The following is a 20,193-nucleotide window of genomic DNA, read 5'->3' as shown; positions in this document are numbered from 1 at the left end:
GTTGTATTTTCTAATACCCATAAAATTATATTATGGAAAATGACTAAAAATAGACCGCTGGATATTCCAGAACGGATTTTGAATATTCCAGCAGGGCGGGCGGCACAATAGAGATGTACCCAATGGGTAATAATGCTGTCCATAGAAGACGATATTTGCAGTGAGATAGAAAGGAGCATCTCAAAAATGAACCAAGAGCGAGGGGGCAGGATTGGCAACCTGCCAGCGAATATTAACATTATGAATCCGGTTCCCAACAAGGACGCCAAGACCATTACCGGGCTGGTGCGGAAAAACGGGAAAATAGCTGGTTATAAGCTTTCAGATGGGGCCACTCTGACCAAGAGCCAGGGGGTAGCCCTGGCCAAGCAGGGGGGAATCCGTGGGGTGGCCATTGCCAGCCGCAACGGAAGCGAGTATCTGCGCAGTCTGCCGGATGGCGACGAGGGGAACAACCTGGGAGGCCTGCCCAGCACACCCCAGGGATTTTAAAGAATGATGCCTTTGTTTTGTAAAAAGCGGCGCCACGCGGGCCGCTTTTTTGCGTTTATCCGGCGAAATCCCCTTGACTTTACCACAGGTTGTGGTATAATGATCTAGTTGTTTGAGACAGCGTTTCAAACTTCCTTGCTCCGGGCAAATTTTTTGCGGCCCGGGGCCATAAGGCCAAAAGGAGGTGCAATACACATGGCAGAAGGAAAAAACCTCTACGAGACCGTTATCGTTACTTCCGCTAAACTGGGGGAAGAGGGCAATGCGGCTCTTGTGGAACGATTTAAGGCGCTCATTGCAGAGCACGGTACTGTTCAGAGTGTTGACGATTGGGGCAAGCGGCGTTTTGCCTATCCCATCGAGAAACAGAACGAGGGCTACTACACTCTCATCAACTTTGAGAGCATCCCGGAGTTTACCGCCGAGCTGGACCGCCGGTACCAGATTACAGACGGTATTATGCGTACGCTTATCGTCAAGCGCGACCCCAGGCATATTGTGGAGCGTAAGCCGAAGCCCGCTCCCAAATCGGAAGAGACCGGCATTGACGTAGAAGCCATCGCGGTGGAAGCTGTGGAAGCCGCCGGCGAGTAAGAACTGCTTTTATCCTTTCAAACGTAGAAAAGTGTGGAGAAGGTCCCAATGTATGAGGGGCTTTTCCGCAGGGAGGAAGATATTATGCTGAATATCGCCGCCATTATGGGCAGGCTTACCGCAGACCCTGAGCTAAGGCACACCCCCTCAGACCTGGCCGTCACGACCTTTACCGTAGCGGTGGACCGGAACTTTTCCCGATCTGGGACTGAGCGTCAGACAGATTTTATTGATGTAGTTGCGTGGCGTGGTACAGCGGAGTTTGTATGTAAGTATTTTGCAAAGGGCTCTATGATTGCAGTAAATGGTTCTATACAAACCCGTATGTATGAGGATAAGCAAGGGAACAAGCGTAAGGCCTTTGAAATTGTGGCTGATCAGGTGAATTTCTGCGGCTCCAAGCGCGAGAGTGGTGGAGACAGTTATGGCTCTTATGGATCCGAGCCTCCAGAGCGTACTTCTATGCCTGCTTTTAAAGAGCCCGCGCCGGCTTATTCCAGCGGCAGCGCGGATGATTTTGAAGAGATTTTGGGCGATGACGACCTCCCGTTCTAAACAGAAATAAGGAAAAGAGAAAAAGCCAGGCGACAAGGAGCCTGCAACGGACTTGAACGCGCCTATATTTATTGTGATAAGGAGGTTTAGAGCTATGCCAGAGAGACCTGAAAGAGAGATTCGCCGGGGCCGTAAGGGCCGTAAAAAGGTTTGCAGCTTCTGCGTGGACCGGGCGGAATTTATAGACTATAAGGATGTGGCCAAGCTGCGCCGCTTCATTTCTGAGAGAGGCAAGATTCTGCCCCGCCGTGTGACTGGCACTTGTGCCCGCCACCAGCGTGCGCTGACGGTGGCTATTAAGCGTGCCCGTCACTTGGCGTTGCTGCCCTACACCAGCGACTGATTTTTTGTAAGCAAAGCTCCCCGCGTGCGGGGAGCTTTTTCTTGTTTGTTCTGGGAAAGTTGGATAAAAAATCGTATTTATCGGAGAGGATATAGTGGACTTTGTAAAAGGCGTATGATATAATAAAAGGACAGGCCGGTCTGCTGGTAATGTATAAGAAAAGGCTGCTGAAAAAAATCGTTGTTATTCACAAAGATGCGCTCTGTATTATGGAACGGAGGCCTGTTCTTTACGGTTTCAAATGGAGGACGTTCCATAATACAGATAGCCAAAGAATTTTTGAAAAATTATAGAAGGAGTGTTGCGCGGATGGACATTAAAAACTTGCTTTTGCAGATGACGCTGGAAGAAAAAGCCGCCATGTGTTCTGGCCGGGACTTTTGGCATATTCAGGGCCTGGAACGCCTAGGCGTCCCCTCGGTGATGGTCACCGACGGCCCCTGCGGCTTGCGTAAACAGGCGGGAGAGACCGACCACCTGGGCCTGAACGCCAGTGTGACAGCGGTGAGCTACCCCACGGGCTCTTGCGTGGCCTGCTCTTTTGACCGGAACTTGATCAAGGCCTCAGGCGAGGCCCTGGGCGACGAGTGCCAGGCCGAGGGTGTGGCGGTGCTGCTGGGCCCGGCGGTGAACATCAAGCGCTCTCCTCTGTGCGGGCGGAACTTCGAGTACTTCTCAGAGGACCCCTACCTGACCGGCGAAATGGCCGCCGCATACATCCAGGGGGTGCAGAGTAAGAACATCGGCACCAGCCTCAAGCACTTCGCCGCCAACAGCCAGGAACACCGGCGCATGACCAGCGACAGCGTGGTGGATGAGCGCACTCTGCGGGAAATTTATCTCTCCGCTTTCGAGACCGCCGTGAAGGAGAGCCAGCCCTGGTCTGTGATGTGTTCTTATAATCAGGTCAACGGGGCTTTCGCCTCAGAGAACCGCCAGCTGCTGACGGAAATTCTCCGGGACGAGTGGGGCTTTAAGGGCTTTGTGGTCAGCGACTGGGGCGCGGTGAACGACCGGGTAAAAGGTGTAGCCGCCGGCATGGACCTGGAAATGCCCGGCCCCGACGCCCTGGCCACCGAGAAGCTCATTGCCGCCGTCAAGGACGGCAGCCTGGACGAGGCGGTGCTGGATACCGCGGTGGAGCGCATCCTAAAGGCCGTGTTTGCCTATACCGAGAACCGCAGGCCCGAGACCGCCTTTGACCATGAGGGCCACCATGAGAAAGCCCGGAAGATGGCGGCGGAGTCCATGGTCCTGCTAAAAAATGACGGCCTGCTGCCGCTTAAAAAGGAGAGCTCCGTGGCCTTTATCGGAAAGTTCGCGGACAAGCCCCGCTTCCAGGGGGGCGGCAGCTCTCATGTGAACAGTTATAAGGTCTCCGGCTCGGTGGAGGCCGCGAAGGCCTATGGCGTCACCTATGCCCAGGGCTACGACACCAAGAGCGTGGAGCCCGACCAGGCCATGATAGAAGAGGCGGTACAGGCCGCCAAGGCCGCGGAGTGCGCGGTGGTGTTCATCGGCATTCCCGACGCCCTGGAGAGCGAGGGCTTTGACCGGGCGGATATGAGCATTCCCGCCTGCCAGCAAAAGCTGGTGGAAGAGGTGGTTAAGGTTCAGCCCAACACCGCCGTAGTGGTAGAGTGCGGCGGGGCCATTGAGATGCCCTGGATCGACGGCGTCAAGGCCGTGCTGTACGCCTACCTGGGCGGCGAGGCGGTGGGCCCCGCCATTGTGGACCTGCTATACGGAGACGTGAATCCCAGCGGCAAGCTGGCCGAAACCTTCCCGCTGAAGGTGGAGGACAATCCCTCATATCTGTACTACTTGGGCGAGGGCGACCGCACCGAGTACCGGGAGGGCGTCTTTGTAGGCTATCGCTACTATGACAAAAAGAAGATGGACGTGCTGTTCCCCTTTGGACATGGGCTCAGCTATACCCAGTTCCAGTACAGCGGCTTGACCCTGGACAAGGACGCCATGAAGGACACGGATACCCTGTCTGTCAGCGTGAAGGTGAAGAATGTGGGAGACCGGGCCGGCAAGGAGATTGTGCAGCTGTACGTGGGCGCGCCGGCCGGGGGCGTTATCCGTCCAGTTAAGGAACTGCGGGGCTTTGAAAAGATAGAGTTAGCCCCTGGTGAGGAAAAGGCCGTAAGCTTTACCCTAGGCAAGCGGGCCTTTGCTTATTATAATGTCGAGTTGGCGGACTGGCAGGTGGAGACAGGCGTGTACACGATCATGGTGGGCAAGTCCAGCCGGGAGATTGAGCTTTGTGCCCCGGTGCAAATAGAGAGCACCACGGTGGTGAAAAAGCACTACTGCATGAACAGCACCATTGGCGACGTGATGGCCGACCCCAAAGGCCGGGAGCTGATAGGTGACATGATGCAGTCTATGTCTGTGATTGAGGTCAACGAGGATAACACCGGCGAGGGGGACCAGGTGTTTAGCGGGGAAGGAGCCGACGCCATGATGAAGTATATGCCGCTGCGGGGGCCAGTGATGTTTGGCGGCGGCAATAAAGAGATAGCGGAGAAAATTCAGGAGCTTATTGACCGGTTAAACCAATAATGAGAGGCTTGAAAACGATGGAGTCCTCTGATGAGAAAGCAAACGGGTTACCAAAGCCCTTCAAAATAAAAAGTTTCTTCGTCTCGCCGGGTCTCGCCTGCCGGCTCGGTCGGGTCAGAACGTTCCCCACCGGGGAGCCTCCCTGCCTTGGCCGGCGCTGAACAGGTGTCATTGGCAACCAGAACTCTTTTCAGAGCCCGCGAGGACACGGGGATGCTGGACTCGTCGCGTTTTCCATTTCCCAATACTTCCTATAAAGAAAGGAACTTACCATGAAAAAAATCGCAAGCTTCACCGTAAATCATGACAAACTAGAAAAGGGCATGTACACTTCTCGGGTGGACGGGGATGTGGTTACCTATGACATCCGTATGAAAAAGCCCAATGCCGGCGACTACCTGAACACTGGCGCGCTGCATACTTTTGAGCATCTGTTTGCTACCTATGCCCGGAACAGCGTTCTAACTGAAAGCGTCATCTATGTGGGCCCCATGGGCTGCCGCACCGGTTTTTACCTGCTGCTGCGGGATACTGTGCCTGCTCAAGAGGCTATCCGCTTGGTGCAGGAGTGCTTTGCCTTTATCGCGGCCTTTGAGGGGGAGATTCCTGGAAACAAGCGGGAGGAGTGCGGCAACTATCTGGAGCATGACCTGCCCGGGGCCAAAGAGGTGGCCCAGGACATGTGTACGGTGCTGAAAGACTGGACCCCCCAGCAGCTGAAGTACGCGGAATAGCCAGCGTTCAGCGGAAGGTGACAGAACTATATCATTTTTAACACCATAGTGTGATCTCTTTTTCATCACGACTGTACTAGAATATGAGCCATGGCCTTGCCATTGGTTTTGTCCTTTCTGTGCTGCCTAAGAATATTTTGGAAGGAGATGGAATATATTTCCAAAAAACAGGGCAGACTTTGGGCAGACCAAAAAATCAACAGGGCGAAAGCCTTTGCCAGGCCCAGCCCTGGAAAGAGAGGAACGTGCTCATATTTATGAAAAGAATGATCGTCGTGCTTCTGGTGGTAATAATGGCTGCTATGCCGGTGCTGGGAATCTCCGCCAGTGCTAAAGGCCTGTCTGACTACATCCAGGTGACAGGCTATGACCCAAAGGTGGACTATATGGCCCAGATGAAGCGGGCGCTGCAAGACGGCAGTGCCTACGCCCTACAGGTGGGGGCCATCTTTGAGAAGCAGCGCAACCTGAAGATTGAAAAGACCAAATCTGACCATCCCAAGACCAGCTATTTTACGGACTACACCACGGCCAAGGAGATTCTGGAGGCCATGGAGCGGGACAGCCGGCCTAAGTATACCGAGGAGGACCTGGACCTGCTGGCCCGTATCATTAATGCCGAGGCAGGCTGTGACTGGATTCCAGACTGGGTGCAGCGTATGGTGGGCAGCGTGGTACTGAACCGGGTGAACAGCAGTTATTTCCCCAACACCATCCGGGACGTCATCTACCAGCCGGGGCAGTACGGTCCGGTGTGGAATGGTTCTATCCACAAGACCCCCAGCCAGCGAGTGATTAACAACGCCCGGTACCTGCTGGAAAACGGCAGTATCTGCCCACCCAACGTTACAGGGCAGAACGGTATTATTACCGGCAGCGGGCTGTATACCAGCTACTATGACTCGATTTTGGGCACCACCATCTATTTCTGCTATACCTGATGTTTAAAAGAAAAAGGCCGCGCCTGCGGCCTTTTTCTTTTTGGATGGCCCGCGCCGCTTCCCCTTGACATTTTCAGACGCATTCATTATAATAATAGATAATTAGCCGCCACAAGGGGCTTTCATTGCGTTACAGGGCTGCGGGCTTGAAGGGGGTTCTTCAGGCCTTGCAGGCTTGTTTTGCGTTTTTTAAGAAAGGAAGATGGAAACAAATGGCAGAGAAGCAGTTTTTTGTAACAGAAGAGGGCCTTGCATCCCTGGAAAAAGAGCTGGACTTTCTGAAAACGGTGCGCCGCAAGGAGGTGGCCGAGAAAATAAAAGTGGCGCTGTCTTTTGGCGATCTGTCTGAAAACAGTGAGTACGATGAAGCTAAAAACGACCAGGCTATGGTGGAAGCTCGTATCGCGGACGTGGAGGTTATGCTGAAAAACGCGGTGGTCATTGACGAGAGTACGCTGAACAATGAGACAGTGCACATTGGTTCTAAAATTGAGGTGGGTATTCTCTCGCCTACAGGCAAGGAATCTACCAGAGACTTCCGCATTGTGGGCTCTAATGAGGCCGACCCCCGAAACGGGAAGATCTCTGATGAGTCGGCGGTGGGGAAAGCATTGATTGGCGCACAGGTAGGGCAGTCTATTGAGGTAGAGACGCCCTCTGGCATTGCAAAGTATACCATCATTAGCATTTCCCGGTAAGAAAAGGCCAAAGTTTTGGTTAAAGTCAGCGCTTCCGCCTAGTGGTTGTATGTCCTGCCAGGAAACAGAGGAGGGCTCCGCTGGCAAAAGGACGGGTCGGGTCCTGCGCGTTGGTTGGCAGGAAGAGACCAGCCTGTGGAAAAGAATCGGTTGACATAACAAGAAATGAATCGGGGAGGAGACAAAAAATGGCAGAGAAAAAGACCCAGCAGCCCCAGGAAGAGCAGAGCCTAAGTGAAATACTTCAGATTCGGCGGGATAAGCTCTTTAAGATGCAGCAGGAGGGCAACGATCCCTACCTACACACCCGTTTTGACGCAGCCCACCAGGCCCAGCAGATTTTAGACGGGTTTGAAGAGCTGGAGGGCAAAACCACCACTGTGGCGGGGCGCATTATGAGCCGCCGGGGCATGGGAAAGGTATCCTTTATGGACCTGCGGGACGGTTCGGGGCGCATTCAAATTTACGCGAAAATTGATGTGATGGGCGAAGAGAATTACCGGGCCATGCAGGCCTCTCTGGACATCGGGGACATTGTGGGCGTTCAGGGCGAGGTGTTCCGCACCCAGCGGGGGGAAATCTCCATAAAGGCCAGCCAGGTAACCATTCTCTCAAAGGCCCTGCTGCCCCTGCCTGAAAAGTACCATGGACTGACCAACACAGACGCCCGCTACCGCCAGCGCTACCTGGACCTGATTATGAACCCGGATGTCCGGGATGTGTTTGTCAAGCGCTCAAAGATTATCAGCGCGATCCGAGAGTATCTGGACGGGAAGGAATTCCTGGAGGTGGAAACCCCGGTGCTCCACACCCAGGCGGGCGGCGCGGCGGCACGGCCCTTCATCACCCATCACAACACCCTGGATATGGATATGTACCTGCGCATTGCCTTGGAGCTGCACCTAAAGCGGCTGATCGTAGGCGGCTTTGACCGGGTATATGAGATTGGCCGCAACTTCCGCAACGAGGGCATGGACACCCGCCACAACCCGGAGTTCACCATGTTGGAATTCTACCAGGCTTACACGGACATTCACGGCATGATGGACATTACCGAGGACCTAATCCGTTTTACTGCCCACAGAGTGCTGGGTACAGGAAAGGTTGAGTGGGATGGCGTGGAGATCGATCTGGACCAGCCCTTTGCCCGCATTAGTATGCTTGAGGCTGTGAAGCAATACGCCGGGGTGGATTTCACCCAGGTAGAGACCATCGAGCAGGCCCGGGCCTTGGCAGACCAGCATCATATCCAGTATGAGCCCAGGCACAAGAAGGGGGAAATTTTGAACCTCTTCTTTGAGGAGTACTGCGAGGCAAAGCTTATCCAGCCCACATTCCTTACTGGGCACCCGGTTGATATTTCGCCCTTGGCTAAAAAGGACCCAGAGAACCCGGAGTATACCCAGCGGTTTGAGCTGTTTATCTGTGGCGGCGAATATGCCAATGCTTTTAGTGAGCTGAATGATCCCATTGACCAGCGTCAGCGGTTCGAGGCCCAGGCGGCCCAAAAAGCGGCGGGAGATGACGAGGCCTGCGACGTAGATGAGGACTTTTTGACAGCGCTGGAATATGGTATGCCCCCCACCGGCGGCATGGGTATGGGGATAGACCGGCTGGTTATGCTGTTGACCGGCGCGGCATCCATTCGAGATGTGCTGTTGTTCCCGACCATGAAGCCTTTGGATTAAGAAAAGCCCGTGTTTTCAAGGCTTTCCAGCCTTGAAAGTCGGAAGAAAAAGAAGATTTACACCTGTTTTACACCTAATCAAAAAGAATCCGATACAGTAATAACGCCTCTACCGTAGTTGGTAGGGGCGTTTTTTTATGTTGTGTGGGATTGTCACGCCTGACGCTACCCCCTGTCGCACATTTTCTGCTATTCTATGATTAGTTGCGTAGGAGGTGGCGCAACATGATACTCATAGGTGATAAACTAAAACAACTGAGACAGGAAAATGGCTTGAGGCAGGAACAAGTTGCCCGGCTGGTAGGAGCAGACAGATCAAGCATATCCGCTTGGGAGAATGATACACGTCAACCGTCTTATCAGGCGCTTGTTCGACTTGCAGAGGTTTATAATGTATCGACTGACTTTCTGCTTGGGCGGACGGGTGGTAGGCCGCTGGACTTGTCCGGGTTGACAACCGCCGAAGCCACAATGATAAGTGAACTTGTAGCCTCTATGACCGCTAAGAATAAGAAATTGGAGGAATTTGCACGATGAGGAAAGCAATCTTGACTGTACTTATGATGTTAGTGCTGGTGATCCCGGCTTATGCAGCAGAAGGAGAGGCCGCTACAGATCAGCCTATCCAGCAGGAACAAGAGTCTGTTGTAGTTTCCACGCTGGAGGAACTGCAAGCGGCTATTGATGCCGCCGAAGATGGAGATACTATTGCAATAAGCAGCAAAATTGAGATCAGAGAAAATTGTTCTGTTGGCGTAGAGGATAAAGTTATTACAGTTGTTCCCGATAGTTCTCTGACAGATAATGCCCTTTTCTATGTTGTCCCTTATGACATTGAAAATGTTGTATTTGAAAACATAGTAATGGATGGAAATGAAATTGACAACTTATCAGCAATAGACTTCGGTATTTATAAACCATCTGTTGGAAATGGAACTATTACAATCTCAAATGTTACTTTTCAGCACTTTAACTGTAACTATAGTGTTCTCACCTTGCACTGGCTAAATGCTATCATTCAGGATTGCGTTTTTACTTACAACACTACAGGACGTTCTTGCATGGAGATCAGTATAAACGCCAGTGCTACAGTCACAAATACCACATTTATAGATAACTATGCAAGTTTAAATGGCAGCGGTATAGGAATTAGGTGCAACGGAAATGCCATAATTGACGGCTGTACTATTAAAGATAATAAGACATTAGAAAACTCCTTTGGAAGATCAGGTGGTGGAATTTATATTGACAGCGGCAAGACTGTTGAAATCCGAAACACAATTATTACGGGTAATTCCGCAGATGTTGGTGGTGGGGTTCTTAATGACGGTAAACTAAAAATGATAGATACCATCATATATGGAAATCAGGCTTCGGGTTGTGCAGATGATATTAGGAGTTTTCAAAATTCCTCATTATCTGTCCAATACTCTGTAGGTATGAAGGTAACATATTCAATTATTGATTTGGATGATGAACCAGTTGGATTCTATTCTGATTATGATTATAACCGCTTTGATAGAGAAACCCACATTGAATTTTTAGGTGAAACTCTTGAACTTGAGAATATACTTCCAAACAATTCTTTGTTTGGGGCAAAGTTCATTTTTGCAAGTGAATTACCCGAACCGCCCACAGAACAACCACAAGAGCCGGGTACTACAGGTGGAGAACAGCCCCCACAGGGCAGCGGGGACGATCCAACAGATACCCCGTCACAGCCCCCGGAGCCGCCCACAGAGCCGCCGCAGGATGATACCCCGGATAATCCCACAGACACTACACCAAACACACCACAGCCGCCGCAAAAGCCCTCTGACGGCGGTAATAGCGGAGATGATGGTTATACCCCTCCAATAGACTATAGACCGTCACAACGGCCTACAAAGCCCACAGAGGATGATAAGCCGCAGGAGCAGCCTGACATTCCCGCTACAGCAAAACCACAGCTTGCTTGTAATGGGGCAGTTATAGACACGTCCCGAACAGTTGTATTGCTTGGCTATGGAGATGGCCTACTACATGAGGATGATCTTCTGACGAGGGCGCAGCTTGCAACAATTATTTTCCGTTTGCTGGATGATGAGTCCATTGCCAAATATAACAATGCAGAACTGGCCTTTGCCGATGTTGTCGCCGATGCGTGGTATGCTCCGTATGTCAATGTAATACAGGCAGCGGGGATTGTCAACGGTGTGGGCAATGGTAGGTATGATCCCAATGGTAAAGTTACATGGTCGCAGATTTTAGCTATTTTGAGTCGATTTGTTGAGCAGAAGGAATACAGCCTTCAGCATATCCAGTATAGCGGCTGGGCAGAACAGGCCATACAAACCACCGTTGCTAATGGCTGGATTGAGGATAGTGCAGACTTCAAGCCTGATGCTGTGATTAGTAGGGGAGAATTGGTGCGGATTATCAATGATGTATTGGCCCTGTATCGGTGACAAAAAAGGGCAGCCGCCGAGTGATCGGCGGTTGCCCAATAGTACAATGTGCCCTTTGAGTTTCTTTTTTGACAGATAGAGATAAAAAAGTTTATCAGAAATCTACAGGCTAATCCCATGTTTCATTCATGCGTTTCCATTCCTCCGATATGTGGTTATCAGCTTCAGCAAAAGCCATTTCAATGTTATCAATGACTATTTTTCCTTGCTGCCAGATTGACCGCAAATTATTGGGAAATTTGCTAATAAACATAGATACTTCTTTTAAAACCTCTCCCTTATCGGAGCGCAAATATCCATCAATGGAAATAGGGGATGAATCCAATATAAATGATTCTGCTTTGTCTAAAGTGGGATTCTTGCACGTTACAAGTGAATGTTTTTTGAAATTGTAATATTCTAAATCAAAAGGGAACTTGTTGTTTTTAAGTCTGCTCATAATCAAGCAAATTTGATCATATGTCCACCAGAAATCCCCGCTGCTACTTCCAAAATAGAATATTCTCATACATCCTTTAAGGTGCTGCATATCAAGTCGCTTTTCCCACGCTACCCTATCTGAGTAAAATAGATTTTTCTCATATATACTCTTTTTTGATTCATGCGCTTTTGGTTTTGCAATGTCAAAAAATACTTTGTTAGTCAATAGGCCACCTATAACATCTATGATCATTTTAGCCTCCTGATATACTGCTATCCTTAATATCTGTCAGTTTATAATCAAATCTATTTCGATCAACTGTCAATGCCTTACTTGATTGCCTGTCTGCAACGATATACTTTTTAGGGCTTTTGCCCTGTAGTTTGATCCGTATAGCAGTTTTATGTGCCATTGATAAATATTCCGATTGCGTAAGTACAGCAATTTCACCATCTAATAACGATTCTTCGCCGCAAATAAGGATAATAAATGTTTTGAGTCCACTTTTGATACAGCTATTGATTCTCTCCTTATCGGTGTTAGTTAGAGAAAACTGCCAAATCCGCTCACCCTGTTTAATTTCTCCATGACTGGCATATTTCATGTATACATAGAAATCATCACTTGTTCCTGTAGTCATACGGTACTGGCAAGATGTTTCACTACATTCCACTAAAGAAGGGCATGAGTCATCATTTTTGCTCAAAAACAGTGACAAGGCAGCTCCGAAGAAGTAATCCTTTTTTTGAACCTTAGACATAAACACACCCCCATGCGGATTGTATACATAGCTATTATAACATCTTTTCGTACTTGTTACAACAAGAATGGGTGCCCATAGTGAATACAAGCAGGAGCCTTATCACTAACCTCTTTGTCACACGCAGGACATTTTAATAAAGCCATAATTGCTATTGCCCTTCCAGTATATTTGCAAGATTAACAATGATTTTGTCCTTTTTTCTGCCATATTCCAATGTTTTAGCCGCCCCGCCGCTGGAACACACATAGGCAATCAAAATATCAGATTGATCTACCATGTACTGATTAGCCTTAACAATGCGGTAACGGTAAGGGGTATCTTCCAGCGGTGGCATGATTGTATTGTCAAATCGATTATACCGCTGCTGTGTATAATCGTCAATGTGTGGACGATAATAAGGGAGTATCAGGCAGACTTCGATATAGGGGTGCTTTTTTTCTGTGAAAGGCAGACCGAAGCTGCTATAGCGTCAAAAGCTCCATAGTCACCGACTAAAAAACTATCAGCCCCTTTCTCGATTAGTCCCCGGACAATTTCAAGGCATTTTGCTTTAATACTGTCATAGTTGCTATACAGTTTGCTATGCCCGCAAAAGCATACTGTCATATTCGCATACACAACCTCCCAATGTAGCTTTAACACATTATAACATCTTTTCGTGAGCATTTCAACTTCTTTTCGAGTTTTTCAGCCGCCCTCAACATTTTGTAGATGTAATACAATAATGCGGTAAGGAGGTTGCCGCTAATGTATGTTCAGTTTTTACGCGATAGGATTGCACAACTGCGCTTGCAAAAAGGCGTGTCCGAGTATCAAATGAGCCTTGACTTAGGCCATAGCCGGGGATATATCCAAAATATCAGCAGCGGCAAGAGCCTACCTTCGGTTGAGGGGCTGTTTGAAATTTGTGATTACTTTGGCCTTACGCCAGCGCAGTTCTTTGATGAAAGCATTGATGATCCAGCGTTGGTAGCAGAGGCAGTAAAAGGGTTGCGGCAGTTAAGTGATAGTGACAAGTTGCTGATCCTCAATCATATAAACAGGTTAATACAAGGATGAAGCGAGTATGGTTTGATAGCTGTACCCGCTTTTATCGTATCGTATAAAACTTTTGCCTATCTATTGAGCAGATGTACCATGGGCGCTATGAAAAATGAAAAGCTACTGAGAGTGTAAACTACCCCTCTATAGCACAGTGCTAATATGAAAGAAAAGGCGGCAGGCTATTTCTATACCAAATGAAACCACCGAGAAATTGTACCAAAACTGCTTGACATTGCTATGGTATAGAGGTATAATATTAGTATCAAAACAATGTATACTTTGATTTTATATCATGGAGGTAGCGGGATATGAAACTGTATGCCTATTGCCGTGTGTCTACAGAACGTCAAAGCCTGAAACGGCAGATTGATAATATCAAAGAGGCAAGCAATCGAGTCTATGCGGGAGCAATATTCTTCAGCGACAAATTTACAGGAAGTACACTTGATAGGCCAGAATGGAATCGTCTGTATAAGCGACTGAAGCCCGGTGATACGGTTGTGTTCGATAGCGTGTCCCGTTTGAGTAGGGACGCAGACAGTGGGGCGGCATTATATGAAGAACTGTACCAGAGGGGTATTAACCTTGTATTTTTAAATGAGCCGCATTGCAACACGGATTGCTACCGACAGGCAGCAGCGGCAAATATCCCGCCAACAGGTAATGAGATTGCCGATGTTTATATTGAGGCCACGAACAAAGTTTTAATGATACTTGCGAAGCGGCAAATCGCTATTGCATTTGAACAGGCAGAAAAAGAACGGCTTGATATTTGCAAGAGGGTGAGAGATGGTATGAGGACAGCCAAAGCCGCCGCTGCTGAAAAGGGTATCGAAAAAAAGTACGGCCTTTCTACTGGTTCAAAGTTGACCACGAAAAAAAGTCTTGCAGCTAAAAAGATTATCTTGCAGCATTCTAAAGACTTTGGCGGGACACTGAGTGATCCAGATGTTATAAAACTGGCTGATATATCCAGAAACAGTTATTACAAATACAAATCTGAACTCCGGGCAGAGCAATAGAACGAAAAAGCGGTAGGGATATAAACCCCGCCGCTTTTTCTATGCTACCAATCAATTATTAACTAACAACTTCGCTTCGCTTGGATATAGGATTATAGTAACAAATCAAAATCCAAACATTTCAAATGTCTCTTGATTTTTTGAGCGTAGTTTATTAAGGGCTTCCACTTTCCATGTCTCTACCATATCTTCAGATACCGCACGATCTTTCAATAACTCCATAAAGCGTTCCCGTTGAGAGAAATACTTTGCCAAATCACCGCAATTTTCAATTTGTATTGTTGTGCTGCTCTCGTCATAAGTGATAGTACAAGATTCTTCAAATGAAGATAGTAGGTGCTGTATACGCTCAATTTCACCCACAATATCTGCCAACGATTCCATTGCATAAGAAGGCAGAGGTTTTTCACCTGATTTTGTGCAAAGCTGATCAAGAGATACATTGAGAGCAACGCAAAGGTTTATAGCTGATTCTAAGGAGGGTAGTTTTGCTCCCTTCTCATAGGCCGAAATCATTTGTACCGATACTTGAGATTTTTTTGAAAGTTCCCTTTGGGTTAAATTCTGCTTTTTTCGCTCTTCAAGAAGATTTTTTGCAAATAACTCAACGTTGAGCATATATTCACCCCCGCACATTAAATAATAGCAGATTTTCTATTCCATGTCAACACTTAGGATATGAAATAGAAGATTATTATTCTTTTTGAGGTTAAATAATGATATAGTTTACATTTTCTTCAAACCAAACTATAATAAGAATGTGGATAGCAATACACTATTTGGAAGGAGGTCAGTCCTTGAACCTATGATAAACTGTAACCGAAGCCCCCCTTTTGATTTGGCCTGAGTGAACAACAAATTAAGAGGGGTGAAATATGTCTGAGAAATTGAAATATGATGTTCAATATAATGATCCTGTAACTGGAAAACAAAAGAAAATAAATAGAGGCACAATTCTTTACACTGAACAGGATCAGAAAATGAAGGAACTGAAAAAAGAAGCAAAACACCGCCGTTTTCTTAGGCGTGATAATGAGAAAAGATTGGGAGGGTTTGTATCTATGCGGAGCGTCCCGCTGAAAAAGAAGATCAATCCACAAACTTTGGGACGATTGGCCTATTTGTCTGTCTATCTTGGATATGATACTGACCGCCTAATGCTATCAGAACGACAGCCAATGTACCGACAAGACCTGCCTGACGTTTTGCGGCTTCCTGCAAGTACAACAAATGATTTCATACATGACGCAACTGCAAGTGGTATTTTGGTTGTGGATGAATGTGGACAACTGTTTATGGATGAAACTTTTTTTAAGGGACGAACAAAGCGCAAGAAGAAAATTCATCTATTCATAGATTCCATCAAGTCATTGTATAACAGGATGATGGGAGAAAACAGAATTGAGGGTAAACGAAAAGGAAAGAATCAGAATGTTAGGTATTTTGGATATATTATTGCTTTAATTCCTTTTATAAACAAAGAATGGAACGTTGTTTGTCACAATCCAGAAGAAAGGGATATTCATAAACTGGATTGTATGTCTATAGGGGAAATCTGCGAATTACTGAAGGTGAACGCTGGAGCCAGCAATAGAATTGTAAATGTTTTAACCCATATCAGTTTTGTTGTGAATGGTGAGGATGGTAAGCCGCAACAGGAACAAGCCTTATGCAATTTTATCAAGGATATTGTTACGAATAAATACCGCCTGATTATTAACCCTGATTTGTTATTTATGGGCAGCAATCCAGAACAAGTTAAATCATATGGGCAATTTTTTCTGTGAAACCACTAAAAAAATGCTAACTGACAGACGATTACAGCCTTCGAGCCAGTCAACAATATTCGTGAAAAAGTGGGAGAGTAGTCAACAGTATTCGTATTTGAATATTCCCAGAAAAAGCCTGCATTTTAGGAAGTTTTTATAGTTTTAAGCGAAACGAGTACTAATATCATTTGACCATTCCCGTAAGGGCCTCAGCCCTGTAGGGACAGATACAGAAACGGTACTACAACAGAGGTGTCCGGCACAGCGGAATGTTTCTGTCTCCCGCTCGGGGGAGTGGTTTTTGTTATCTTATGCCGCTTATGCGCTTTTAAGGCGCAGCGTCAGTAAGATAAATGGTTAGAGGCAGACTGCAACAAAATTCACTCGTTGCTATATTGATCATTCCCCGTAAGGGGACACGCATTGAACTGAACCAAAATTGACGTGTTCAGGCTTGCGCCTGAAATGGTTAATATTGCAGTGCAGTTTATGTATTTCCATCAATTAACTATCAGGAGGTTTACAATATGTATCAGATGTTAAAGGCAGTTCGACAAGATTCCTATAACACAGAGGACTACAGAAAGGGGCTTGCAAATTATTTCAAGACAGAATTTTTGAGCGGTAAGGACAGCGACAGATCAGCAACCTATAAAGCATTGGAGAGAAAACAAGTTTCCTCTTCCAAGTACGCAGCTTATTTAGAGTGTGCGAAGCTAAACGCTGATTCCATCAAGGCCACCACAGGCGGGAAACTTTTTAAGAGTAGCCTTCATAAGGCAAGCTATATACTTGGTATCTTAGAGCGGTATACGGCTGAAGCAATTATTACTAAAAATGATTTTGACCCAAGTGAGATGTATTGACGTGTTCAGGCTTACGCCTGAAATGATTTGATTAAATCAGTGTCATCGTGAGAACAGCGAAAACCATTTGTTTTCAGCAGTTTTGACAATGTATGTTAGCAGATTTTTGCGTTTTATAAGTGTCATCGTGAAAGCGGCGAAGACCCTTTGCTTTCAGAAGTTTTGACGATAAATGTTGGCAGATTTTACATCTTGTAAGTGTCATCGTAAAAATCCCTGTAATACAGTCCTTTTGGGCGGAAAACGCCTCTCAATATGTGGAAAATCTTTCAATCGGAGAAAAATCCGAGGATGTTTTGAGTAAAAGTTATTTTTTAATTGAACAAGACAACACACTTTATGAGTTTTATATAATCAAAAAAGTCTTCAGAATCTAACAAGAAAGCAGAAGGAGTGAAAAATTATGATGCAATTATAGGTAGTTGCGGGAAGGAGCAAAAATGATTGATATTCCTGTTTGGGAAAAATACACACTTTCTGTTGATGAAGCTGCTGCATATTTTCGCATTGGGCAAAATAAGTTGCGGCAGATTATTGATAGAGACAAAAATGCGGATTATTTATTGTGGAATGGGAACAGGCCGCAGATAAAACGCATTAAATTTCAGCAATATGTAGACTGTCTTTGCTCTATTTAGGAGAAAACCAATATAATTGAAAGGGGGCAATTTCTCCCTTGAAAAATCTGTTCTGAGGGGTCATAATAAGCATACTGTGTTCGGATTCTTTTCAGGGAGCGGATTTATTATGCCTGAAAAGAGAAAAGACAGCAAAGGCAGGAATCTCCGCCAAGGGGAACTGCAACGCAACGATGGTAAGTACGAATACCGATATATTGACTCGAAGGGAGTGAAGCGCAGCGTATATAGCTGGCAACTGGTAGATTCAGATAAGATACCCGCTGGCAAACGGAGTAAGGAATCTTTACGGGCGATGGAGAAAAGAATTACCCATGATCAGGATGATGGGATTGATACGTATGGTGCATCCCGTACTACTCTTAATGCCTATTATGACGATTACATTACGTCAAAAAGGGAACTGAAACCATCTACTGCTACCAACTACAAGTATATGTACAATCGTTATGTACGTGATGAGATTGGACACAGGAGCATTGCAGCTATCAAGTACAGCGACATACGCAAGTTTTATTTGTCTCTGATCCATGACAAGGGCTTTAAGCCCAACAGCATGGAAATAATTCACACGGTGTTGCATCCAGTTTTTGAAACAGCTGTGCGGGATGGGATGATAAGACTTAATCCAACTAACGGAGTAATGTCTGAAATCAAGAAAAGCCATAGCTGGGAGAAACCAAAGCGACACGCTTTGACAGAAACACAGCAGACCGCATTTGTGGATTACATTGCAGGATCGAGGACGTATAGACACTGGTTGCCCTTGTTTACTATCCTGCTTGGAACTGGTTGCCGGGTTGGTGAGGTTATTGGCTTGCGGTGGGAGGATTGTGATTTTCAAGAAGGTATTATTTCCATCAATCACAACCTGATTTATCGCCTACAGGACAGCGGCAAAGTTGAATTTCATATTACTACACCGAAAACCAAGGCGGGAGAGCGCATAGTACCCATGCTTGGAGAGGTCAAGGGCGCATTGCTCCAGTTGCGCCTTCAGCAGATGCAGACAGGGTTTTGCAAGGCTGTTGTTGATGGATACAGCGGATTCATCTTTTCTAATCGCTACGGTGACTGTCTCAGTCCCCATTGTATCAACCGGGCGATTGAACGGATTAGCCGGGACTATAATGCACAGGAAGCGGAACAGGCGAAAAAGGAACGCCGGGAGCCTATAATCCTTCCGCATTTCTCAGCGCATAACCTTAGACATACTTTCTGCACTCGCTTCTGTGAAAATGAATCCAATCTGAAAGTGATCCAAGAAATCATGGGCCATGCGGACATTTCAACTACTATGGACATTTATAACGAGGCCACGAAGGAGAAAAAGCAGGAGAGTTTTGCCAATCTTGAAGGCAAGATCAAGATCAGTTAAGTACACCTAATTTTACACTTCGTTTTACACCTTTTCGCCGCAAAGTTGCGAGAGGAAAAGAGAGGATTCAACATGAACGCTTTAAAAATGTATGGGAATAGCACGAAAACGAGAGCATTTGCCCCCATATGGACGGTTCATGCTTTAATCCCGACGATGAAGCCCTTAGACAAATAAACCCAGTATTTATGCGGGTTTGCAGCACTTCAAATCCAAGTTGACAACAAACTGACAACAATTTTTCGTATAAATACGAAGGATTACGACGCAGGATGAATAGTTGAAAAGCAGAAACGCAATGCAGCACTCGCTGTTAAGAGAACACTTTTTGAAAGAAATTTCAGAAGGTGTTCTCTTTTTCGTTAGGCACAATTTCTGTCATATTGTCAAATCAATAAAAGAACGGGTTTAAAACTTATGATCAGCGAAAACACAAAGTCATATTATGATTTGAAAAAAAGAAATGATGTGCGGGAAAGTGCCAAGAGACTGCGCAGACAATTCCTTCGGTATAAGGATGCGGAAATTGTTTACAGTCTCCAGCACAAGAAACTGCTCGAACTGGCAAGCAAAGCGGGAGCTATTTATCGGATGGATGGGACGGTTCTGATAAACCGGGACATTTTCGACGAGTATCTGGAGCGTTTCCATGAACCGAGTACATTGGCATCGCAGGAGGAAGAAAAATGAGCGGGAATCTATGGATGTTTTCAGACATGCTGGATGATGAAGATATTGAAATGTTGCAGCGAGACTTTATTACTTACTATCAGGGCGCCGATTATTATGGGCTTGGCTTAAAGGTATTTACGAGAATGGCGCACGAAGCCGGATTCGTATATAAGGTTGGGAAAAAGGTTTTGATACGTCGCAGTATATTTGAGGAATATCTCAGGCAGCAGTGTAAAAGTAACGATAGAGAAAAGCGTTTAAGCTTATATGAACCCGATGATGAAATTACTGTTGAAGAGGAGAATGATACGATGAGACAAGGTGTACTGGTGCCAGACTTACAAAGTGGGCGAATGGATATTCGTTTCAGTCTGGAAGATTATTACGGAGGATTGCACTGTGGGACAACCATGGATGTCAATATAGATGGCAAATGGATTCCTACACGAATTGAAATGGGAGATGATTGGTATCTGGTAGGCATAAAAACGAATAGTCTTCCTGGTTTGACAGTAAGAATTTAACAGAAGATGTTTGAAGGGCGGCTTCTTTAAGAGA

The 20,193-nt window shown here is 46.7% G+C and carries 23 protein-coding genes; 19 read left to right on the top strand and 4 right to left on the bottom strand.

The features are described 5' to 3' along the window. Window positions 1-186: 186 nt before the first annotated feature. The 11 genes from U8U68_RS15585 to U8U68_RS15535 all read left to right on the top strand — a co-directional run bounded on the left by U8U68_RS15585 (window position 187) and on the right by U8U68_RS15535 (window position 11,062). Window positions 187-492, top strand: coding sequence for a DUF3892 domain-containing protein (locus U8U68_RS15585; RefSeq protein ID WP_322202415.1), 306 nt, complete (start codon window positions 187-189; stop codon window positions 490-492). Window positions 493-687: 195 nt separating this feature from the next. Beyond that, complete coding sequence (gene rpsF / locus U8U68_RS15580) at window positions 688-1,086, top strand: 30S ribosomal protein S6 (protein ID WP_322202413.1); 399 nt, start codon at window positions 688-690, stop codon at window positions 1,084-1,086. An 84-nt stretch (window positions 1,087-1,170) separates the two neighbouring features. Further along, complete coding sequence (locus U8U68_RS15575) at window positions 1,171-1,641, top strand: single-stranded DNA-binding protein (protein ID WP_322202441.1); 471 nt, start codon at window positions 1,171-1,173, stop codon at window positions 1,639-1,641. Between the two features lie 94 nt (window positions 1,642-1,735). Further along, entirely contained in the window at window positions 1,736-1,984 is a 249-nt protein-coding gene (gene rpsR, locus U8U68_RS15570) for a 30S ribosomal protein S18 (RefSeq protein WP_322202411.1), read from the top strand. 309 nt (window positions 1,985-2,293) lie between these two features. Next, the gene (locus tag U8U68_RS15565) at window positions 2,294-4,555 is read left to right on the top strand and encodes a glycoside hydrolase family 3 C-terminal domain-containing protein (RefSeq protein ID WP_322202409.1); all 2,262 of its coding nucleotides are present in this window, start codon (window positions 2,294-2,296) and stop codon (window positions 4,553-4,555) included. A gap of 272 nt (window positions 4,556-4,827) precedes the next feature. Continuing rightward, window positions 4,828-5,289, top strand: coding sequence for an S-ribosylhomocysteine lyase (locus tag U8U68_RS15560; protein ID WP_322202407.1), 462 nt, complete (start codon window positions 4,828-4,830; stop codon window positions 5,287-5,289). A 257-nt stretch (window positions 5,290-5,546) separates the two neighbouring features. Further along, a complete protein-coding gene (locus tag U8U68_RS15555; RefSeq protein ID WP_322202404.1) occupies window positions 5,547-6,230 on the top strand; it encodes a cell wall hydrolase in 684 nt (227 codons plus the stop codon). Between the two features lie 212 nt (window positions 6,231-6,442). After that, on the top strand, window positions 6,443-6,928 hold the full coding sequence (gene greA, locus U8U68_RS15550; RefSeq protein ID WP_322202402.1) for a transcription elongation factor GreA: 486 nt from the start codon (window positions 6,443-6,445) through the stop codon (window positions 6,926-6,928). A gap of 188 nt (window positions 6,929-7,116) precedes the next feature. Beyond that, window positions 7,117-8,616, top strand: a complete 1,500-nt coding sequence (gene lysS, locus U8U68_RS15545; protein ID WP_322202401.1) for a lysine--tRNA ligase — start codon at window positions 7,117-7,119, stop codon at window positions 8,614-8,616. A gap of 224 nt (window positions 8,617-8,840) precedes the next feature. Then, a complete protein-coding gene (locus U8U68_RS15540) occupies window positions 8,841-9,152 on the top strand; it encodes a helix-turn-helix domain-containing protein (protein WP_322202399.1) in 312 nt (103 codons plus the stop codon). Next, window positions 9,149-11,062: an S-layer homology domain-containing protein gene (locus tag U8U68_RS15535; RefSeq protein ID WP_322202398.1), complete on the top strand. Its 1,914-nt coding sequence runs from the start codon at window positions 9,149-9,151 to the stop codon at window positions 11,060-11,062. Before U8U68_RS15540 ends, U8U68_RS15535 begins: the two co-directional genes overlap by 4 nt. A gap of 109 nt (window positions 11,063-11,171) precedes the next feature. On the opposite strand, the gene U8U68_RS15530 is transcribed toward U8U68_RS15535, so the two are convergent. From U8U68_RS15530 to U8U68_RS15520, 3 genes are all read right to left on the bottom strand, one after another. Beyond that, window positions 11,172-11,735, bottom strand: coding sequence for a hypothetical protein (locus U8U68_RS15530; RefSeq protein WP_322202396.1), 564 nt, complete (start codon window positions 11,733-11,735; stop codon window positions 11,172-11,174). Between the two features lies 1 nt (window position 11,736). Continuing rightward, entirely contained in the window at window positions 11,737-12,243 is a 507-nt protein-coding gene (locus tag U8U68_RS15525; protein WP_322202394.1) for a hypothetical protein, read from the bottom strand. Window positions 12,244-12,394: 151 nt separating this feature from the next. Further along, window positions 12,395-12,580 (bottom strand): hypothetical protein, encoded by a 186-nt coding sequence (locus tag U8U68_RS15520; protein ID WP_322202392.1) that lies wholly within the window; start codon window positions 12,578-12,580, stop codon window positions 12,395-12,397. Between the two features lie 413 nt (window positions 12,581-12,993). Here U8U68_RS15520 and U8U68_RS15515 point away from each other — a divergent pair, with 413 nt between their 5' ends. Beyond that, the gene (locus U8U68_RS15515; RefSeq protein ID WP_322202390.1) at window positions 12,994-13,305 is read left to right on the top strand and encodes a helix-turn-helix domain-containing protein; all 312 of its coding nucleotides are present in this window, start codon (window positions 12,994-12,996) and stop codon (window positions 13,303-13,305) included. A gap of 293 nt (window positions 13,306-13,598) precedes the next feature. After that, window positions 13,599-14,312: a recombinase family protein gene (locus U8U68_RS15510; RefSeq protein WP_322202388.1), complete on the top strand. Its 714-nt coding sequence runs from the start codon at window positions 13,599-13,601 to the stop codon at window positions 14,310-14,312. 105 nt (window positions 14,313-14,417) lie between these two features. Here the strand turns inward: U8U68_RS15510 and U8U68_RS15505 are convergent, their stop codons facing one another. After that, window positions 14,418-14,930, bottom strand: a complete 513-nt coding sequence (locus U8U68_RS15505; RefSeq protein WP_322202385.1) for a helix-turn-helix domain-containing protein — start codon at window positions 14,928-14,930, stop codon at window positions 14,418-14,420. Window positions 14,931-15,187: 257 nt separating this feature from the next. On the opposite strand from U8U68_RS15505, the gene U8U68_RS15500 reads away from it, so the two are divergent. The 6 genes from U8U68_RS15500 to U8U68_RS22675 all read left to right on the top strand — a co-directional run bounded on the left by U8U68_RS15500 (window position 15,188) and on the right by U8U68_RS22675 (window position 20,159). Then, entirely contained in the window at window positions 15,188-16,099 is a 912-nt protein-coding gene (locus U8U68_RS15500; protein WP_322202383.1) for a hypothetical protein, read from the top strand. Between the two features lie 509 nt (window positions 16,100-16,608). Then, a complete protein-coding gene (locus U8U68_RS15495; RefSeq protein ID WP_322202381.1) occupies window positions 16,609-16,947 on the top strand; it encodes a hypothetical protein in 339 nt (112 codons plus the stop codon). A gap of 440 nt (window positions 16,948-17,387) precedes the next feature. After that, window positions 17,388-17,585 (top strand): excisionase, encoded by a 198-nt coding sequence (locus tag U8U68_RS15490; protein ID WP_322202379.1) that lies wholly within the window; start codon window positions 17,388-17,390, stop codon window positions 17,583-17,585. A 109-nt stretch (window positions 17,586-17,694) separates the two neighbouring features. Continuing rightward, complete coding sequence (locus U8U68_RS15485) at window positions 17,695-18,963, top strand: site-specific integrase (RefSeq protein WP_322202376.1); 1,269 nt, start codon at window positions 17,695-17,697, stop codon at window positions 18,961-18,963. A 417-nt stretch (window positions 18,964-19,380) separates the two neighbouring features. After that, window positions 19,381-19,653: a DUF6462 family protein gene (locus U8U68_RS15480; RefSeq protein ID WP_322202374.1), complete on the top strand. Its 273-nt coding sequence runs from the start codon at window positions 19,381-19,383 to the stop codon at window positions 19,651-19,653. Then, on the top strand, window positions 19,650-20,159 hold the full coding sequence (locus U8U68_RS22675) for a DUF6462 family protein (RefSeq protein ID WP_437124441.1): 510 nt from the start codon (window positions 19,650-19,652) through the stop codon (window positions 20,157-20,159). Before U8U68_RS15480 ends, U8U68_RS22675 begins: the two co-directional genes overlap by 4 nt. Window positions 20,160-20,193: the final 34 nt, after the last annotated feature.

Source organism: Acutalibacter intestini (genome assembly GCF_034334985.1).
Taxonomy (GTDB): domain Bacteria; phylum Bacillota; class Clostridia; order Oscillospirales; family Acutalibacteraceae; genus Acutalibacter; species Acutalibacter intestini.
Note: the sequence above shows the minus strand (reverse complement) of the source record. Positions and strands in the feature narration are given on the sequence as shown.